Source organism: Halomonas aestuarii, assembly GCF_001886615.1.
GTDB lineage: Bacteria > Pseudomonadota > Gammaproteobacteria > Pseudomonadales > Halomonadaceae > Halomonas > Halomonas aestuarii.
In genome coordinates this window covers 3,147,606-3,164,673 of sequence record NZ_CP018139.1, presented here as the reverse complement: position 1 = coordinate 3,164,673, position 17,068 = coordinate 3,147,606, and the positions used below count along the sequence as shown (strand labels likewise).

The 17,068-nt window shown below is 67.3% G+C and carries 17 protein-coding genes; 7 read left to right on the top strand and 10 right to left on the bottom strand.

The window, feature by feature from the left end; genetic code table 11:
* Positions 1 to 855, bottom strand: coding sequence for a formyltetrahydrofolate deformylase (purU, locus tag BOX17_RS14755; RefSeq protein ID WP_071945823.1), 855 nt, complete (start codon positions 853 to 855; stop codon positions 1 to 3).
* A 200-nt stretch (positions 856 to 1,055) separates the two neighbouring features.
* Here purU and BOX17_RS14750 point away from each other — a divergent pair, with 200 nt between their 5' ends.
* The 6 genes from BOX17_RS14750 (at position 1,056) to BOX17_RS14725 (ending at position 7,635) form a co-directional block, all read left to right on the top strand.
* Positions 1,056 to 1,991: a LysR family transcriptional regulator gene (locus BOX17_RS14750; RefSeq protein WP_071945821.1), complete on the top strand. Its 936-nt coding sequence runs from the start codon at positions 1,056 to 1,058 to the stop codon at positions 1,989 to 1,991.
* Between the two features lie 111 nt (positions 1,992 to 2,102).
* Entirely contained in the window at positions 2,103 to 3,137 is a 1,035-nt protein-coding gene (dctP, locus tag BOX17_RS14745; protein ID WP_071945819.1) for a TRAP transporter substrate-binding protein DctP, read from the top strand.
* A gap of 95 nt (positions 3,138 to 3,232) precedes the next feature.
* The gene (locus BOX17_RS14740) at positions 3,233 to 3,703 is read left to right on the top strand and encodes a TRAP transporter small permease (RefSeq protein WP_244272154.1); all 471 of its coding nucleotides are present in this window, start codon (positions 3,233 to 3,235) and stop codon (positions 3,701 to 3,703) included.
* Positions 3,700 to 4,977 carry a TRAP transporter large permease gene (locus BOX17_RS14735; protein WP_071945815.1) on the top strand — a complete coding sequence of 426 codons (1,278 nt, stop codon included), beginning with the start codon at positions 3,700 to 3,702 and terminating at the stop codon, positions 4,975 to 4,977. The genes BOX17_RS14740 and BOX17_RS14735 overlap by 4 nt, the downstream gene beginning before the upstream one ends.
* A 16-nt stretch (positions 4,978 to 4,993) precedes the next feature.
* Positions 4,994 to 5,740 (top strand): M15 family metallopeptidase, encoded by a 747-nt coding sequence (locus tag BOX17_RS14730; RefSeq protein WP_341853286.1) that lies wholly within the window; start codon positions 4,994 to 4,996, stop codon positions 5,738 to 5,740.
* A 275-nt stretch (positions 5,741 to 6,015) separates the two neighbouring features.
* The gene (locus BOX17_RS14725; protein WP_071945813.1) at positions 6,016 to 7,635 is read left to right on the top strand and encodes a ribonuclease J; all 1,620 of its coding nucleotides are present in this window, start codon (positions 6,016 to 6,018) and stop codon (positions 7,633 to 7,635) included.
* A gap of 179 nt (positions 7,636 to 7,814) precedes the next feature.
* On the opposite strand, the gene BOX17_RS14720 is transcribed toward BOX17_RS14725, so the two are convergent.
* From BOX17_RS14720 to mobA, 7 genes are all read right to left on the bottom strand, one after another.
* Entirely contained in the window at positions 7,815 to 8,105 is a 291-nt protein-coding gene (locus BOX17_RS14720; RefSeq protein ID WP_071945811.1) for an H-NS family histone-like protein, read from the bottom strand.
* A gap of 260 nt (positions 8,106 to 8,365) precedes the next feature.
* Positions 8,366 to 9,358, bottom strand: coding sequence for a GTP 3',8-cyclase MoaA (gene moaA, locus BOX17_RS14715; RefSeq protein ID WP_071945809.1), 993 nt, complete (start codon positions 9,356 to 9,358; stop codon positions 8,366 to 8,368).
* Entirely contained in the window at positions 9,355 to 9,810 is a 456-nt protein-coding gene (gene moaE, locus BOX17_RS14710) for a molybdopterin synthase catalytic subunit MoaE (protein WP_071945807.1), read from the bottom strand. The genes moaA and moaE overlap by 4 nt, the downstream gene beginning before the upstream one ends.
* 3 nt (positions 9,811 to 9,813) lie before the next feature.
* On the bottom strand, positions 9,814 to 10,689 hold the full coding sequence (gene moaC / locus BOX17_RS14705; protein WP_071945805.1) for a cyclic pyranopterin monophosphate synthase MoaC: 876 nt from the start codon (positions 10,687 to 10,689) through the stop codon (positions 9,814 to 9,816).
* 12 nt (positions 10,690 to 10,701) lie between these two features.
* Positions 10,702 to 11,955 carry a molybdopterin molybdotransferase MoeA gene (gene moeA / locus BOX17_RS14700; protein ID WP_071945802.1) on the bottom strand — a complete coding sequence of 418 codons (1,254 nt, stop codon included), beginning with the start codon at positions 11,953 to 11,955 and terminating at the stop codon, positions 10,702 to 10,704.
* Complete coding sequence (gene mobB, locus BOX17_RS14695) at positions 11,952 to 12,536, bottom strand: molybdopterin-guanine dinucleotide biosynthesis protein B (protein WP_071945800.1); 585 nt, start codon at positions 12,534 to 12,536, stop codon at positions 11,952 to 11,954. Before mobB ends, moeA begins: the two co-directional genes overlap by 4 nt.
* The gene (mobA, locus tag BOX17_RS14690) at positions 12,533 to 13,174 is read right to left on the bottom strand and encodes a molybdenum cofactor guanylyltransferase MobA (protein ID WP_071945798.1); all 642 of its coding nucleotides are present in this window, start codon (positions 13,172 to 13,174) and stop codon (positions 12,533 to 12,535) included. The genes mobB and mobA overlap by 4 nt, the downstream gene beginning before the upstream one ends.
* 203 nt (positions 13,175 to 13,377) lie before the next feature.
* Between mobA and BOX17_RS14685 the strand changes: the two genes are divergently transcribed.
* On the top strand, positions 13,378 to 13,962 hold the full coding sequence (locus BOX17_RS14685) for a cupin domain-containing protein (RefSeq protein ID WP_071946921.1): 585 nt from the start codon (positions 13,378 to 13,380) through the stop codon (positions 13,960 to 13,962).
* A 26-nt stretch (positions 13,963 to 13,988) separates the two neighbouring features.
* Here the strand turns inward: BOX17_RS14685 and BOX17_RS14680 are convergent, their stop codons facing one another.
* Positions 13,989 to 15,230, bottom strand: a complete 1,242-nt coding sequence (locus tag BOX17_RS14680; RefSeq protein WP_071945795.1) for a uracil-xanthine permease family protein — start codon at positions 15,228 to 15,230, stop codon at positions 13,989 to 13,991.
* Between the two features lie 160 nt (positions 15,231 to 15,390).
* The gene (locus BOX17_RS14675; protein ID WP_071945793.1) at positions 15,391 to 17,028 is read right to left on the bottom strand and encodes a glycerol-3-phosphate dehydrogenase/oxidase; all 1,638 of its coding nucleotides are present in this window, start codon (positions 17,026 to 17,028) and stop codon (positions 15,391 to 15,393) included.
* Positions 17,029 to 17,068 lie beyond the last annotated feature (40 nt).

Genomic DNA, 17,068 nt, shown 5'->3' with positions numbered 1-17,068 from the left:
TCAGGCGAAGACCACGGTCTTGTTGCCGTGGATGAGCACGCGATCCTCCAGGTGCCAGCGCAGGCCGCGGGCCAGCACGGCCTTCTCCACGTCGCGGCCGAAGCGCACCAGGTCGTCGGGGGTATGGCAGTGGCTGACCCGGTGGATGTCCTGCTCGATGATCGGCCCGGCATCGAGCTCCTCGGTGACGTAGTGGCAGGTGGCACCGATCAGCTTCACCCCGCGCTGGTGGGCCTGGTGATAGGGCCTTGCCCCGGCGAAGGAGGGCAGGAAGCTGTGGTGGATGTTGATCATCCGCCCCTGGAAGCGCCGGCAGAGCTCGGGCGGCATGATCTGCATGTAGCGCGCCAGCACCACGCAGTCGGCACGCGCCTCGTCCACCAGCCGCTGCACCTCGGCGAAGGCGGTGGCCTTGTCGTCGGGATTCACCGGCACATGGTGATAGGGAATGCCGTGCCACTCCACAAGGCCGCGCATGTCCTCGTGGTTGGAGATCACGCCGGCGATGTCACCGTCTAGCTCGCCGGCCGTCCAACGGTACAGCAGGTCCACCAGGCAGTGGGTCTCCCGCGACACCATCAGCACCACCCGACGCCGCTGGCGGGTGTCGGTGAGCGCCCAGTCCATGTCGAACTCGTCGGCGATGGGCGCGAAGGCCTCGCGCAGGGCCTTCGGCGGCATGCCCACCGAGTCGGCGAGGATCTCGTAGCGCATGAAGAAGCGCCCGCCCTCCAGGTCGGAGTGCTGGCTCGCCTCGGTGATGGAGCCGCCGTGCCCGGCGATGAAGTTGGAGACCCTGGCGACGATGCCCAGGCGGTCGGGACAGGAAACCACCAGGCGGTAGTAGTGTGACATCGGAAGATCCCGGGTTGCTGCGGTGACTGGGGGCCACAGTGTAGCCAAGACAGGGGCGTCGGGCACGCGCGGTGCCATGTCCAAGCCGCTCACCAGGATGGTGGTTTCTTCCCTGAGGCTCGAGATGACCCTGCGATGCCGCGCCTGTCGAGGTATGGTGACAGCGTCCCATCAACAACCGACACAAGGCACTTCGGCCGATGCTCAACACCCGCGCCCTCTCCTACCTGAGCGAAGTGATTCGTCGCGGCTCACTGCGCAAGGCGGCCACCTACCTCGGCATCGACGTTTCGGCCATCAGCCGACAGATCCGCTGTCTCGAGGAGCATCTCGACACCCGGTTGCTGGAACGCCATGCCGGGGGCATCAAGGTGACCGAGGCGGGACGCCTGCTCGTCGACCATTACCATGCCCAGCAGGCAGCGGAGGACGCCGTGATCTCCCGGCTGTCGGCGCTGCAGGGGCTGGTCAACGGCCAGGTTCGGATCGCGGTGGGCGAGGGCTTCATCGCCGACCTGATCTCAGCCCCCCTGCAATCCTTCATGACCACCTACCCGGGGATCGAGCTGGAGGTGGTGATGGCCGGGGTCAATGAGGCCATGGCCCTGGTCAAGGATCGCGAGGTCGAGCTCGCGCTGCTCTATGCGCCCCCCGTCGACCCGATGCTGACCTGCCATGTCGAGACGCGCCAGCCATTGGACCTGATCGTGCCCACCGACCACGAGCTGGCCCGTTTCCAACGGCCGGTCTCCCTGCAGGACCTGGTGCGATGGCCGATCGGCCTGATGGACAACCCCTTCGGCATGCGCCAGATGGTCGATGCCGTGGCCCACCAGGAGCGCATCTTCCTGCAGGCCCGCCTGCACACCAACTCGGTGGCCGTGCTGAAGAATTTCGTGCGTTCGGGCATCGGAGTGACCTTCATGCCCGAGCTGACCGTGGCCGAGGAGATCCAGCAGGGGGACATCACCGTGCTCCCCATGGCCTACCCCGTGCTCCGCGATGCCCGCGCCCAGATCGTCAGCCTCACTGGCCGCGAACTCACGGTGGCCTCGAAGGCCTGTCTGGAACACCTGTGCCGCGGGATGCGCTTCTTCAATGCCGACGCCCCGCGTCTGATGAATCCCGGGTGTTGATATAAATGCAACGCTAGCGGGTTTGATTAGTCAACGTATCAACGCCTAGTCTGCTGATACACCGGCCAGCGGGTCGGAAGTTCCGCCAACAACAACCACCGGAGTCCAAGCATGAACCCCACTCGATCCTTTGCCGTTTCCTCCCTCGCTGCCGCCGTGCTGGCCGCGGGTGCCCTGGCCAGCCAGGCGCAAGCCGCCACCACCGTGAACCTGAGCTACAACGGCGCGCCGGATCCCGACAAGAATGCCGTGCACGTCTTCGCCACCAACCTCAAGGAGCTGGTCGAGGAGAAGACCGAAGGCGAGATCGAGCTCAAGCTCTATCCCAACAGCATGCTGGGGGAGGAGCAGGAGCGGATGGAACAGACGATGAACACCCCCAGCCTGAACATCGCCTCCTTCGCCGGCATGTCACCTCTGGTGCCGGAGGTGTTCGTGAGCGCCATCCCCTTCCTCTTCGATGATTTCGAATCGGCGCGTACCTTCTTCGATGAAGGCCACTACTGGCAGGCCGTCGAGGATGCCCTGCGGGAGCGCACCGGCGTGGAGCTGCTGGCCGTGGTCGAGGAAGGCGGCTTCCTTGCCTTCACCAACGACGAGAAGCCCATCTCCTCCCCCAGCGACTTCGAGGGCCTGCGCTTTCGCGCGATGGACCCCAGCCAGGTGGCACTGTACGAGGCCTTCGGGGCATCCGGCACGCCGATCCCCTGGACCGAGGTCTACATGTCACTGAAGACAGGCGTCGCTGATGGCCAGATGAACCCGCCGATGTACATCATCATGGGCAGCCTCTACGAGGTGCAGGACTACCTGACGCTGGCCAACATCCAGTACTCGGACCAGTTCCTGGTCGGCAACGGTGCCATGATCGACGGTTGGGACGACGCAATGCGCGAGGCCTTCATGGGGGCCGTCGAGGAGGCCAACCAGATGGCCCGCGAGCACAACGAGACCCGGGTCGACGAGCGCATCGCCTATCTCGAGGAACAGGGCATGGAGGTGATCCGGCCCTCCGAGGAAGAGCTGGCAGCGTTCCGCGAGCAGGGCCAGCCGGCCTATCTGGAATGGCTCGGCGAGCAGGACATTGATCCGTCCTTCATCGACATGGCGCTCAAGGATGCCGGGATGACCCACCTGGCCGAGTAAGCCACGCCGTCACTGAGACGTCCTGCAGTTCGGGCAGGGGCCCTCCCCCTGCCCCATCACAGAAAGCACCCACTATGTCGTTTTTTCATTCTCGCGTGCTGGCCATCAGCCGGTCCGTGTCCCTGACGATTGCCAGCAGCCTGCTCCTCGTCGACCTGGCGGTGATCCTCTTCGGCGTGTTCATGCGCTATCTGGCCGGCGGGGCGCCCATCTGGACAGACGAGCTGGCCCGCTTCCTGATCATCGGCAGCGTGCTGCTCGGTGCCGGTGCCGTCTGGGTGGAGGGCGGTCACATGCGTGTCGCGCTGATCGAGCGGCTCCTTCCCGGCCAACTCTGCCGCCTTCTCAACCTCTACCAGTGGCTCCTCACACTTATCATTGCCGTTGGCGCCGCCATCTTCAGTTATCGCTATGCGATGTCCGTCTCGATGTTCACCAGCCAGGGGCTGGGAATCAGCAGGACCATTCCCATGCTGTCGGTGCCGATCGGCTTCGCGCTGCTGGCCTGGCATGCCCTTTGGCATGGTCCGGCCCCCCTCAAGACGCTCACGGAGGACCCCGCATGACCTTGACCATGCTGGCCGTCTTCCTGGTGCACGTCCTGCTGGGCTTGCCACTGTTCATCTCGCTGCTCGCCACGGCGGTGGTGGGATTCATGTTCGTGGACCCCGCCATGATCCCGCGTATGATGCCTCAGCAGTTCTTCGGCGGCATCAACGCCTTCTCGCTGATGGCCATCCCGCTGTTCATCCTGGCCGGCAACCTGATGAACGTGACCCGGCTGACGGACCGACTCATGGCCTTCGCCAAGCTGCTGGTGGGCCACCTGCGCGGCGGCATGGGCCATGTCAACGTGGTCTCCAGCATCTTCTTCGCCGGTGTGAACGGCTCCGCGGTCGCCGACACCTCGGCCCTGGGCTCGCTGCTCGTGCCGCCCATGCGCAAGGAGGGCTACTCCACCGCCTTTGCCGCGGGCCTGACGGCCGGCAGCTCGCTGATCGGGCCGATCATTCCGCCCAGCATCTTCATGATCCTCTACGCCTCGCTGACCAACACCTCGGTCGGAGACCTGTTCCTCGCCGGGGTGATCCCGGGCCTGCTGCTGGGCCTGGCGTTCATGGGCATGAACGCCTGGTATGCCTGGCACAAGGGACTGGAAAAGCGTGGCGGACTGCCCTCGCGCCGGGAGCTGGCCGTCACGGCCCTGGGCGCACTGCCGGCGCTGGTGGCCCCGTTCATCATCGTCTCGGGGATCGTCATGGGCTTTGTCACCCCCACCGAATCCGGGGCCCTGACGGCGCTCTACGTGGCGCTGTGCGGCCTGGCGCAGGGCAATCTGCGCATCGCCGACTTCTGGAAGGCCATGGTCGACACCACGCGCCTGACCTCGGCGATCTTCCTGATCATGGCCGCCTCGGCCACCATCAGCTGGCTGCTCTCCTATGCCCAGGTACCCAACGAGTTCGTGGCCCTGCTGGCCCCCTACATCGAGCAGCCGGTGGTGATCCTGCTGCTGTTGAGCCTGATCACCTTCGTCACCGGCATGTTCATGGAGGAGGTCTCGGCCCTGATGCTGCTGACCCCGATCTTCTCTCCCGTGGCCATGATGGCGGGTATCGATCCGGTGCACCTGGGCATCATCATCACCCTCAACATCACCATTGCCCTGATCACCCCGCCCATGGGCGCCTGTGTGTTCGTGGCGGCCGCGGTGAGCCGGCTCGAGATCACGTCACTGTTTCGCACCATCTGGCCGTTCGTCGTGACGGCGATCCTGGTGCTGATCCTGCTGATCCTCTTTCCCTCCCTGACCCTCTGGCTACCGACCCAGCTTGGCTGACCCCATGGAGACCGTCGTGAACCGCTCCCCGTCATCACCCATCGACCGCCACCCCGACCCCGACTGGTCGGTGGTGAGCCGCATCCCCATCACGGGAAGTGATGAGCCATTGGTTCCCTTGAGCCTGGCACCGTCACCGATCAGGATCTTCCCGGTCTATGCCAAGCAGGACATTCCCGGGGCGGTCAACGAATGCTATGTCCGCGAAGGGGTCTATCGGCGGCTGCTGAAGGTGGCACGCACCCTGCCCGCGGAGTACGGGCTGGTGGTCCTGGACGGCTGGCGACCCTGGCGGGTACAGCAGTATCTTTTCGATACGCTGCAGGAGGCCATCCATTCCCACCATCCCGAACTCGGCGACGAGGCACTGCTGGAACGGACGCGGGAATTCGTCTCCGTGCCCAGTCGCGAAGCGAGCTCACCGAGCCCCCACCTCACGGGCGGTGCCGTGGATGTAACCCTGAGCGATGCAGATGGGCTGCCAATGGACATGGGCACCCTGTTCGACGAGGCCGTGCCGGTTTCACACACCGCCGCGCTGGAAGAAATTTCTCGTCCGGACGCCCGACAGCGCCAGGCCCGCGACAACCGACGCCGCCTCTTCGACGCCATGCGCGAGCAGGGTTTCACCAACTTGCCGAGCGAGTGGTGGCACTACGATATGGGGGACCAGCTGTGGGCCCACTACAGTAGGCACGCCCAGGCCCTCTATGGGCCAGCCGAGCTGGAGACAATCGAAAGCCGTTGGCGGCGACAGCTTTGAGCCATGGCCCCTTACGTGCCATTGGCCTGAAGTGATAGCGCTGGACACAGTCCTGACGCCCGTTGGTGACCGAGAGCCGGGGCTCGACGCAAACCACCGATCTGAAAAGAACGCCCCGAAGGCCGCGTTGTGAGGCCCGGCGGGCTTCCCGTATAGTGTTCGTACACTTTTCCAGGCACGCGCTCCCCTCAATGCCACAGCCACGCGTCCAGATCCGCCCTCGCCGCCGCCCTCCCCTGCATTTCCTGCCGCTTGGCGGCTGCGGCGAGATCGGCATGAACCTCAGCCTCTATGGTTTCGGAGAGCGGGGCTTAGGGGAAAAGGTGCACGGGGACGACTGGATCGCCGTGGACTGCGGGATGATGATCCGCCAGGACCTCCCCGACAATCCGCTCCAGGTGCCGGACCTCTCCACCCTGGAGACGCTCTCGATCCGCCCCCGGGCCCTGATCATCACCCACGGCCACGAGGATCATATCGGCGCCGCCGCCTGGCTGTGGCCCCGCTGGGGCTGCCCGATCCATGCCACGCCGCTGGCCGCGGGCCTGCTGCGAGCCAAGTTCGCCGAGCGAGGTCTCGCCACCGACGCCATCCAGGTGATCGAACCCGGTGAGGCGCTGGAGACCGGCCCCTTCACCCTGCGCTTCCTGCCGCTGACCCACTCGATTCCCGAGAGCTGCGCGCTGCTGATCGCCGCGGGGGATCACCGGGTGCTGCACACGGGCGACTGGAAGCTCGACCCCGAACCGCTGATCGGCCCGGCGATCTCCGCCGCCACCTTCCGCGCCATCGCCCCCGTGGACCTGGTGGTGGGCGACTCCACGAATGCGCCGCTGCCGGGCCACTCGCGCAGCGAGGGCGAGGTCGCCGAGGCGCTGGCCAAGACCATCGCCCGCTGCGAGGGACGCGTCGTGGTCAGCTGTTTTGCCAGCAACCTGGCACGGGTGCTGGCCATCGGCCGTGCCGCCCAGCGGTGCGGTCGTCGGGTCAGCCTGATGGGACGCTCCATGGAGCGCATGGTGGGCGTGGCTCGTCAGCTCGGCTACATGGATGACCTGCCCCCGCTGGTGCCGGTCGCCGATCTCGGCTACCTGCCGCCGGAGGAGGTGCTGGTGATCGCCACCGGCAGCCAGGGCGAGCCCAGGGCGGCGCTGTCACGCCTGTCCCGGGGGCGTCATCCTCATTTCGAGCTGATGGCCGGCGACACGGTGATCTTCTCGGCCAAGGCGATCCCCGGCAACGAGCGGTTGATCGAGCGCCTGAAGGGCGGACTGAAGCACTTCGGCGTGAGCCTCTTCGATGACGACAACCATCCCGAACTGCATGCCTCGGGCCATCCCGCCCAGGACGAGCTGCGCACCTTCTACGGCTGGGTAAGGCCCCGCTATCTGCTGCCGGTCCATGGCGAGCCCCGCCACCAGCAGGCCCACCGGACGCTGGCGGAATCCCTGGGCATCCAGGCGCCGGTGATCCCGACCAACGGCGACCTGATTCGCCTGGACGCCGACGGCCTGAGCCTTCAGGCGCGCCACCCCCAGCAGCCGCACATCGTCAGCCAGGATGCGGTCGCCGCCCTGCCGGGCCTCGGCGGCGAGGACGTCCATCGCTCACGCCATGGCAGCCTGTATCTCGCCCTCTCGGTGGCCGCCACCGACTCGGGCTGGACGCGCATCGGGCGACTGATGCTCGACGCCAGCCAGGCGAGCCCCATGGACGAGACCGCCTTCGCCGACTGGCTGGACGACTGCCTGGCGGAGATCGAGGTGGATTCACTGGCGGAACTGCGCCTGGCCCTGCAGCCCAGGCTACTCGGCTGGCTGGCCGATCACCTGCATCGGGTGCCGGACGTGCACCTGCAGATCCTCGCGGTGGAAGCGGAGCTACTGGGCAAGTAACGCCAGGGGATGGTGGAGTTCAGGTGGGAGCGGTGCTTGCTTGCACCGCGAAAGGCGGAGGGCACCGAATCGCCGTTCAAGTCGAGGCGTCGAACCGACGGCTCCCACAAGATCATCGAATCAATCGCTTTCACAAAACCATCACCGCGCCTTCATGAAGAGGCGCGGCATGAAACGCCTCAGGCCTTGCTGGCATTCTTCGGCGGACGCCCGCGCTTGCGCTGGGGCTGTTCGGTCACGAGGTCTTCCAGCGACAGGCCGGCTTCGTTGATCTGTTCGCGGATCTCGGCCAGCTTTCTGGCCTTCTCGGCTTCTTCTTCCTGGCGCTGAACTTCTTCGTCCTTCTTCTGCTCGATGACCTCACCGATGACCTCGGCCAGCTTATGCAGCTGCTCCATGCTGAGCTGGCGTGCCGCGGCGCGAGCCACGTTCTTGTTGCGGGCGATGCGCTCCAGGGATTCGCTGGACATTGGCCGTCTCCATGCCGAATGTTGGAAGGTTGCGGGATGTAATGACACGTCAAAAGTATATGCACTTGCGCGACATTGGCAAGAAAAGTTGCGGGAATATCGTCCACGTAAATCGAGAGAATGATCCCGGCCGCTACCTGGCCCATGAGCAGGATTCGATACAACCGGACACCTTAACGGGGGCGATAAACGACTCGGGCGACACCTGAGTGTCGCCCGAAAAGCCCTGCCGGCATCGCCAAACTTTCCAGCCCGTTGGCTCAGCCGCCGGTCATGTTCATGAAGCGCACCACCTGGACGTCCCCGTCGGTGGTGAAGTGATGACGCTCGGGCTTGAGGGGCATGGCCGCGACGATGGCCTCCTTCAATGCCTCGATGTCGCCAGGGTGGCGGCGCAGGACGGCGCGCAGATCCACGGAGTGCTCGTTGCCGAGGCACAGCAGCAGACGCCCCTCCACGGTGACGCGAACCCGGTTGCAGGTGTCGCAGAAGTTGTGGCTGTGGGGCGAGATGAAACCGACGCGGGTCTCGCTGTCGGGCATCATGAAGTAGCGCGATGGCCCGAGCGTCGATTCGGTGGTGGGAATCAGCTCGTGGTGGGCCTGTATGCGCTCCTGGACCTCGTCGCTGGAACAGAAGGTCTCGGCCCTGGAGTGGTCGGAGACGTCGCCCAGCGGCATTTCCTCGATGAAGCTGATGTCGACCCCCTCGGCCCGGGCGAAGTCCACGAGGTCGACCACCTCGTCGTCGTTGCGCCCCTTGAGGATCACCGCATTGAGCTTGATGCGCTCGAAACCGGCGTCCCGGGCGGCCCGAATGCCGTCGATGACCTTGTTCAGGTCGCCGGTACGCGTCAGGCGACGGAAGCGCTCGGGATCCAGGGAATCGAGGCTGATATTGAGCCGCTGAAGGCCCCCATCGCGCAGGCGCTCGGCGAACTTCGGCAGGCTCGCGCCGTTGGTGGTCATCGCGAAATCCCTGAGGCCTGGCAGCGCGCCGATGTCGTCGACCAGGCGATCGATGTCGCGGCGAACCAGGGGCTCTCCTCCGGTCAGGCGGATCTTCTCCACGCCCATCTCGGTGAAGGCCCGAGCCACCATCGCCAGCTCCTCGAGGGTCAGCACCTGGGCCCGTGGGAGGAAGGTCATCTCCTCGCTCATGCAGTACACACAGCGAAAATCGCAGCGATCGGTGACCGAGATGCGCACATAGCGCACCCGTCTTCCGAAATCGTCGATCAGCTCATCGGTCATGAAGAGATCTCCCAGCGACGGGCGTCATGATGATCACCGTCGCGTTCCGACACCCAGTAGTCCCCGCTGGCGGTATGCTCCTTCTTCCAGAAGGGCGCTCGGGTCTTGAGGTAGTCCATGATGAAGTCGCAGGCCTCGAAGGCGGCGCGTCGGTGGGCACTGGCCACCACCACCAACACGATAGGATCCGAAGGGGCGAGACGTCCAATCCGGTGGATCACGGTCACGCCCTGGAGCGGCCAGCGTCCCTCCGCCTCCCGGAGGATCTCCTCGAGGGCGGCCTCGGTCATTCCCGGATAATGCTCAAGCGTCAGCGCCTCCACCTCGGGGCGCTCGTTGAAGTCGCGCACCAGCCCCGTGAAGCTCACCACCGCCCCGATGTCGCTGCGTCCCGCCAGGAGCGCGCGCTGCTCATCGCCGACGTCGAAGGCGTCTTCCTGCACGCGTATCATCGTTCAGCCTCCGGTGACCGGGGGAAAGAAGGCGACCTCGTCGTTCTCGGTCAGCGGCGTGGACTCCCCGGCCATCACCTGATTGACGGCGCACAGCACGCGGCCCTGGTCGAGGCCCTCGAATCGCGGGTCCAGCGCCTTCAGCGCAGTCTTCAGCCCCGCCACGTCGGCGCTCGGCAGCCTGCCGAAGGGGACCGAGACATCTCCGACCCCGAGGCGCTCGCGCAGCTCGGCCAGGCACTTGACCCGGATGCAGGGATCGTCGAGGTCGCAGCGCGCGCCCACCGAGACCTCGCCGGCCTCACCCTCGCCGGTGACGATGGGCGACGCGGCGGGCTCGATGACGGGCGCGGCCGTCGCGCTCGCCGCCGGGGACTCGGCGCGCCGGTAATCGCCGGACTTCCCGCCGGTCTTGGCCTCCAGGTGGATGGCGCCGATCTCCATGTCCTTGTCCACGGCCTTGCACATGTCGTAGAGGGTCAGGCAAGCCACGGAGACGGCGGTCAGGGCCTCCATCTCCACGCCGGTCCGGCCGTTGAGGCGGCAGGTGGCGGTGACATGGACGCAGCTGTCGGCCTCGTCGAGATCGAAGTCGACGGCGACCTTCGACAGCGCCAGGGCATGGCAGAGGGGAATCAGTTCGTGGGTGCGCTTGGCGGCCTGGATGCCGGCGAGGCGCGCCGTGGCCAGGACATCCCCCTTGGGCAGGCCGCCTTCGGCGAGCAGCGCCAGGGTCGCGGGCTGCATGCGGATGAGGCCGGAAGCGGAGGCCTCCCTACGGCTCTCCGGCTTGTCGGCCACGTCGACCATGTGGGCCTCGCCGCGGGCATTGAGATGGGTCAGGGACTGGTTGGTCAAGGACTGGTCGGTCGAGGACATGGGGTCAGCGTCTCATGGCAAACGATACAGGGGTTGGATGCTCACCACCTCGCCGGGGGCCGCCCCCTCCCGGTCGTCGGTGAGCTCGATCAGGCAGTTGGCCGCCACCATCGAGGAGAGGATGCCGGAGCCCTGGGCGCCGGTGCTCTGCACGTGCAGGCGGCCGTCGGGGGCGGCGCGGAAGACGCCGCGCAGGTAGTCGGTACGGCCGAGGCGGCTCTTAAGGGCCTCGTCGGCGACGGCGGTGAGTCGCTCGGGGACGCTCTCCGCCCTGCCCTGCAGCCGCGCCAGCAGCGGCGCCACGAACTGCAGGAAGGTGACCATCACCGCCACGGGATTGCCGGGCAGCCCCAGGAAGGGCACCCCGCGCTCCCCCAGCAGGCCGCAGGCCATGGGCCGCCCGGGACGAATGGCGATGCGCCAGAACGCCAGGCGGCCGACCGTCTCCAGCGCCGCCCGGGTGAAGTCGGCGTGGCCCACCGAGACCCCGCCGCTGGTGATGACCATGTCGGCCCGGTCGGCGGCATCACGCAGCGCGGAGACGATGGCGTCGCGGTCGTCGGGCAGGATGCCCAGGTCCAACAGCTCGGCGCCCTGCTCGGCCAGCAGGCCCGCCAGGGTATGCCGGTTGGCGTCATGGATGCCGGCCGGTGGCAGCGGCTGGCCGGGGGCGATGACCTCGTCGCCGGTGGAGAACACCGCCACGCGCGGGCGACGATGCACCCGGGCCGCGGGCAGGCCCAGGGAGGCCAGCAGCCCCAGCTCGGCAGCGCCCAGGCGCGTGCCGGCGGCGAGCGCCCGGTGGCCCCGGGGAATGTCCTCTCCGGCCCGGCGCACGTGCTGCCCCCGCCTGACGCGCTCGGGCCGGTCGATCACCACCCACTCGCCCTCATCCATGAGCTGCTCGCGCATGATCACGGTGTCGGCCCCCGGCGGCAGCGGCGCCCCGGTCGTGATGCGAATGCACTCGCCGGCCGCCAGCGCCTCGTCATGCCGCCGGCCCGCCAGCACCTCGCCCACCTGGCGCCAGGCGCGGGGCCACTGTCCGTCCGCCGGCCAGGCCAGGGCGATCCCGTCCATGGCGGCGTTGGTATTCTGCGGCACGTCGATGGGCGAGATGGCATCTTCGGCCAGCACGCGCCCGTGGAGCTCGGCCAGCGGCACCCGCTCGGCGGGCAGCGCCGCCTCGACCAGTGTGGCGAGGCGCTCGCGGGCCTCCGCCACCGGCAACATCCGCTCGCCGAGGTCGAAACAGGAGAGCGTCATGCCGTGGCCTCCTCGCGCGGCGCCTGGTAGACGGGCCAGCGGGCGGGCCATGCGGCGATCCAGTCGGTCAGCGCCGCCAGGTCGTTGAGGTCGAGCGACTCGACGCCCTCGGGCAAGGCGAGGGCGACGTCGCTCGCCACGGCCCGTACCCAGGGGTCCTCGGCGGCCCGCAGGGACTTGCCCACCTCGGGCCGATAGAGCTCCAGCTTGGGCAACGGCCAGGCCTTGAAGCCCTCCACCAGGACGAGGTCGGGGTATTGGGGGCGGACCATGTCGATGAGCTCTGCCAGGTCGGCCTCGTCACGCCCCGGGGTCTCCATCATCAGCGCCACCCTCGCCCGGGAGGCGACGACCATGGGGGAGGCACCGGCCTGGCGCAGGCGATGGCTGTCCTTGCCGGGCTGATCGACATCGAAGCCGTGATGGGCATGCTTGATGACCGCCACTCGAAGACCGCGTTCGCCAAGCCTCGGCAACAGCCGCTCCAGCAGCGTGGTCTTGCCGGTACCGCTCCAGGCGGCGATGCCCAGCAGGGGAAGCTCGTCGTCGAAGCGCAGGCTGTCGGGCACGCACTCGCTCATGGGCTCACTCTCGTGGCCGACGGCGCCCCGTCGAGGGCGCGCTCCAGGCGCTGCTTCTCGTCGTCGGTGTTGAGGTTGGCGAAGGCATCGGGGCAGTCGCTGACGTCCACCCGGCACCAGGCATGGCGGGCGTACCAGCGGTCGATCTTGCGCTCGCCGCAGGCCAGGGCCTCGGCCAGGTCATCGGCCAGGGCCGTGCGGATCAGCGCCACCACCGGGTGCAGTCGCTCCCCATCGAAGGCCACGGCGATGTCGCACTCACCCTCACTCTCGCCATCACCGTCCGCCAGGCGCTCCACCATTCGCTCGACGAGATCGTGAGGCAGCGCCGGGCTGTCGCAGGGCACCACCAGCAGCCAGGGCGTGGTCGCGGCCCGCAGGCCGCTGTAGATCCCCATCAGCGGGCCCTGGTAGCCGCCCTCGGCATCGGGGATCACGCGATCGGCCAGGGGCGTGTAGGCCTCGGGGTTGCGGTTGGCGTTGATCAGCACCTCGGCGACCCGTCCCGCCAGGCGGTCGCGGACATGGGCCACCAGCGTACGGCCGGCGAAGGGCTCGAGGCCCTTGTCGCGACCGCCCATCCGGCGCCCCTGACCGCCCGCCAGGATCAGGCCGGTGAGGTCCTCTCGGGTGATCATGGACTCTCCTGAGCATGCAGCGTGTCAGGCCCATGATGCCTCAGGGCGTCGGCGGGTGCCATGCCGGGCGGCCCCGCGCGACCGCGACCCTGATGAGGGTCAAGCACCGGCTTATCCCCATGCCCACAAGGAGGTACACTATGTTGAAAATATTCCACGATCGCGGCGAATGCCGAAGGAAGGACCGAGACATGGACCGAGACATGGAAGCGCCATTCGATGTAGGCGCCCGACTCAAGCAACTGCGTCTGGCGCGCGGACTGTCACAGCGCGAACTGGCCAAGCGGGCCGGGGTCACCAACAGCACCGTGTCGCTGGTGGAGCAGAACAACGTCAGCCCGTCAGTGAGCTCACTGAAGAAGATACTGGACGCCCTGCCGGTCTCCATCAGCACCTTCTTCGCCGGCGAGGAACCGAGCCAGCCGCAACCCTTCTATCGCGCGGGCGAACTCACCGAGATCGGCGACGGCAACCTCTCCTGGCGGCTGGTGGCCGCCCGCCGCCCCGACCGCCGGATGTCGGTGATCCACGAGCGCTATCCCCCCGGCGCCGACAGCGGCGAGGAGATGCTGGAGCACGACGGCGAGGAAGGCGGGGTGGTGATCTCGGGGCAGATCGAGATCACCGTGGACGGCGAGGTGGGCGTGCTGGGCGCCGGCGACGCCTACTACTTCGACTCCCGGCTGCCCCACCGCTTCCGCAACATCGGCACCGAGGACTGCGTGATCGTCAGTGCCAACACCCCGCCGACCTTCTCCGATGCGGGGCAGGAACTGCATCACGCCTGACGCCGGGCCCGTCGGCCCGGCCGCCCTTACTCCTCCTCGGCGCGGGGCAGCACCCAGTTCAGCACGATGCCGACCAGGGCGGCGAGGCTGACGCCCTGCAGGGTGAACTGGCCGTTGCCGAACTGCATGCCGCCGATGCCGAAGACCAGCACCAGCGACACCACCACCAGGTTGCGGGACGCGGTGAGCGGCTTGCCGGCCCGCACCAGGGTGTTCATGCCCACCACGGCGATGGAACCGAACAGCAGCGTCATGATGCCGCCCATCACCGGCCCCGGGATGGTCTGCAGCAGCGCGCCGAGCTTGCCGACGAAGGCCAGGACGATGGCGGTGCAGGCCGCCACCACCATGATCCAGGGGTTGAAGGCACGGGTCAGGGTCACGGCCCCGGTCACCTCGGAGTAGGTCGTGTTGGGCGGTCCGCCGAAGATCGCCGCGGCGGAGGTCGCCAGGCCGTCGCCCAGCAGGGTCCGATGCAGGCCGGGCTTCTCCAGGTAGTTCTTGCGAGTCACCGAGCCGATGGCAACCATGTCGCCGATATGCTCCACCGCCGGAGCGATGGCCACCGGGATCATGAAGAGGATCGCCGCCAAGTTGAAGCTGGGCGCGGTGAAGGACGGCAGCGCCAGCCAGGCCGCCTCCCGAACCGGGGAGAAGTCCACCACGCCCATCACCAGCGCCAGCGCATAGCCGGCGGCGATCCCCCCCATGATCGGGATCAGGCGGATCAGGCCGCGGCCGAACACCGCCAGCACCAGGGTGACCAACAGGCTTGCCATGGAGAGGAAGATCGCCGAGCCGTAGCCGATGTTCTCGCTGGTCTCGCCGGTGGCCATGTCCACCGCCACCGGGGCCAGCGCCAGGCCGATCACCATGATCACCGGCCCCACCACCACCGGCGGCAGCAGGCGATGCAGCCAGGCGGTGCCCTTGAGGCGCACGAACTGGGAGATCACCACGTAGACCAGGCCCGCGACCATCAGCCCGCCCAGGGTGGCGGGAATGCCGAAGTTGGCCACCGACCCCTGGATCGGCGCGATGAAGGCGAACGACGAGGCCAGGAAGACCGGCACGCTGACCCGGGTGACGCCATGGAAGATCAGGGTGCCGAGGCCCGCGGTGAACAGCGCCACGTTGGGATCGAGCCCGGTGAGCAGCGGCACCAGCACCAGGGCGCCGAAGGCGACGAAGAGCATCTGCGCCCCGGTCAGCAGGGTGCGCGGGAGGGTGTCGGTCGGCATGGCCGAGGCCGCCGTGTTGTCGGTCATGACAGGAACTCCTGGTGTCAGGGGGGAAATCGGGTCGCGCGCATTCTACCAGCCTGACCTCTCGCCGGGGCCCCGGAGGGCCGAGGACCTCCGACCCTGTTTCAACCCTCGTCGACCGAACGCCGCGTGGACGCTGACGCCAGGCCCCTGCCCTCTCTGGCTAGCCCCCGGACCTGAGACCGGCGGACTCGGGCGACGCGGTCGCCAGGTACTCCGCCAGGCGCGCCTCGGCCTGGTCGCCGAAGAGGATGTCGCAGGCCTCGCGAAGCCCCGGGGAATCGCGGATGGTCTGCTCCGGGACCACCAGCGAGATCTTCGAGCGGCGCCTCAGGAAATCCTCGAGCCGGGTCACCATCTCGCGGCGCCGCGCCAGCTTGAGCTCGCAACGCAGGTATTCGGTGTGCTCGATGAGCACCTCGCCCTGGCGGGGGTCCTGGCGGATGTCCTCCAGCATCTCGAGCGCCTGGGCCCCGTAGCGACGCCACAGTCGGGTACTCAGCGGCTCCGAGGCCTCGGGGCTGGTCAGGGCATCCAGACCCATCAGCCGCGCCTGGTGCATGAAGGCCTCGCGGACCGAGGCATCCGGCTCGCCGTACCAGCGGAAATCCGGATAGGGGATCTCGACGCCGAGGCGCCGCACCTCCTCCACGACCTCCTCGCCGACGTTGAGGCAGTCGGTCAGCTTCCCCCCGAAGATGCTCAGGTGATGCATGTCGCTGTCGATATCGATGGCGTGCTTGCGCGACAGGTTGAGGAAGTCCCTATCGTCCCCGCCGCTGGGCTTCACCGCCAGCGGACGCACGCCGCAACGGGTCGCGATGATGTCCTCCTTGCCGAGCGGTGTCTTGAGGGCGAGGCGGGTGTTGATGTTGTCGAGCACGAAACGGATATCGTCCTCGGTGGCCCCCACCTCGGGCTTCTCGACCCGGGTGTCGGTGGTGCCGATGCAGGTCCGCGGCCCCATGGGAATCACGAAGAACAGGCGGCCGTCGTCGGCGAAGAAGGCCAGCACCCGCTTGCTGTCGGTCAACCGCGGCACGATCAGGTGGATGCCCTTGGAGAACACATGATGGTGGTCGGTCTGCTGCCCCGAGAGGCTGTTGTGCTGGTCGACCCAGGGGCCGGCGGCATTGATCAGCACCTTCGAGCGAATCTCGAAGGTACGGCCATCCATGCGGTCGCGCACCTGGGTGACCCAATGCTCGCCCTCGCGGCGGGCCCCCAGCGACTCGACGTAGTTGGCCGCCACGGTGCCGAAGTCCAGGGCCCCGCGCACGAAGTTGAAGACGAAACGGGCATCGTTGTCGTGGAGGTAGGCATCGGAATATTCGAAGCCGCCCCGGGCATTGTCGGTCTCGATGATCGGCTCCCGGGCCTTGATGCCGCCGGGGCGAAGGAAGTTCGGCCTCCGCGTGAAGGCGCTGCCCATCAGCCAGTAGAGCCAGGTGCCGGCCCAGGGGTAGAGGGGATGGTGGCGGAAGCCCTTGTTGATGGTGGTCAGGAAGCGGATCTCCTGCACCGTGGAGGGATAGCTCCTGATCAGGTGGTTGCGGCTCTTGCAGAGCTTGCGCACCAGCGCGAAGTCGCCACTCTCCATGTACTTGATCCCCCCCCACACCAGGTTGGACGAGTGCATGCTGGTGCTGCCGGCGAAATCACCGCGGTCGATGAGCGCCACGCTGGCCCCCTTGCCGCTCAACGCGGCGGCGGCCGAGGCGCCATTGATGCCCCCCCCGATGACCAGCGCGTCGAAGACCTGCTCGGGGAGCTTGCGAATGTTGTTCTGTCTGAGTTGCATGTCTGGGCCTTTTTTCAAAGCACTGTTTCGAAGGACGGTT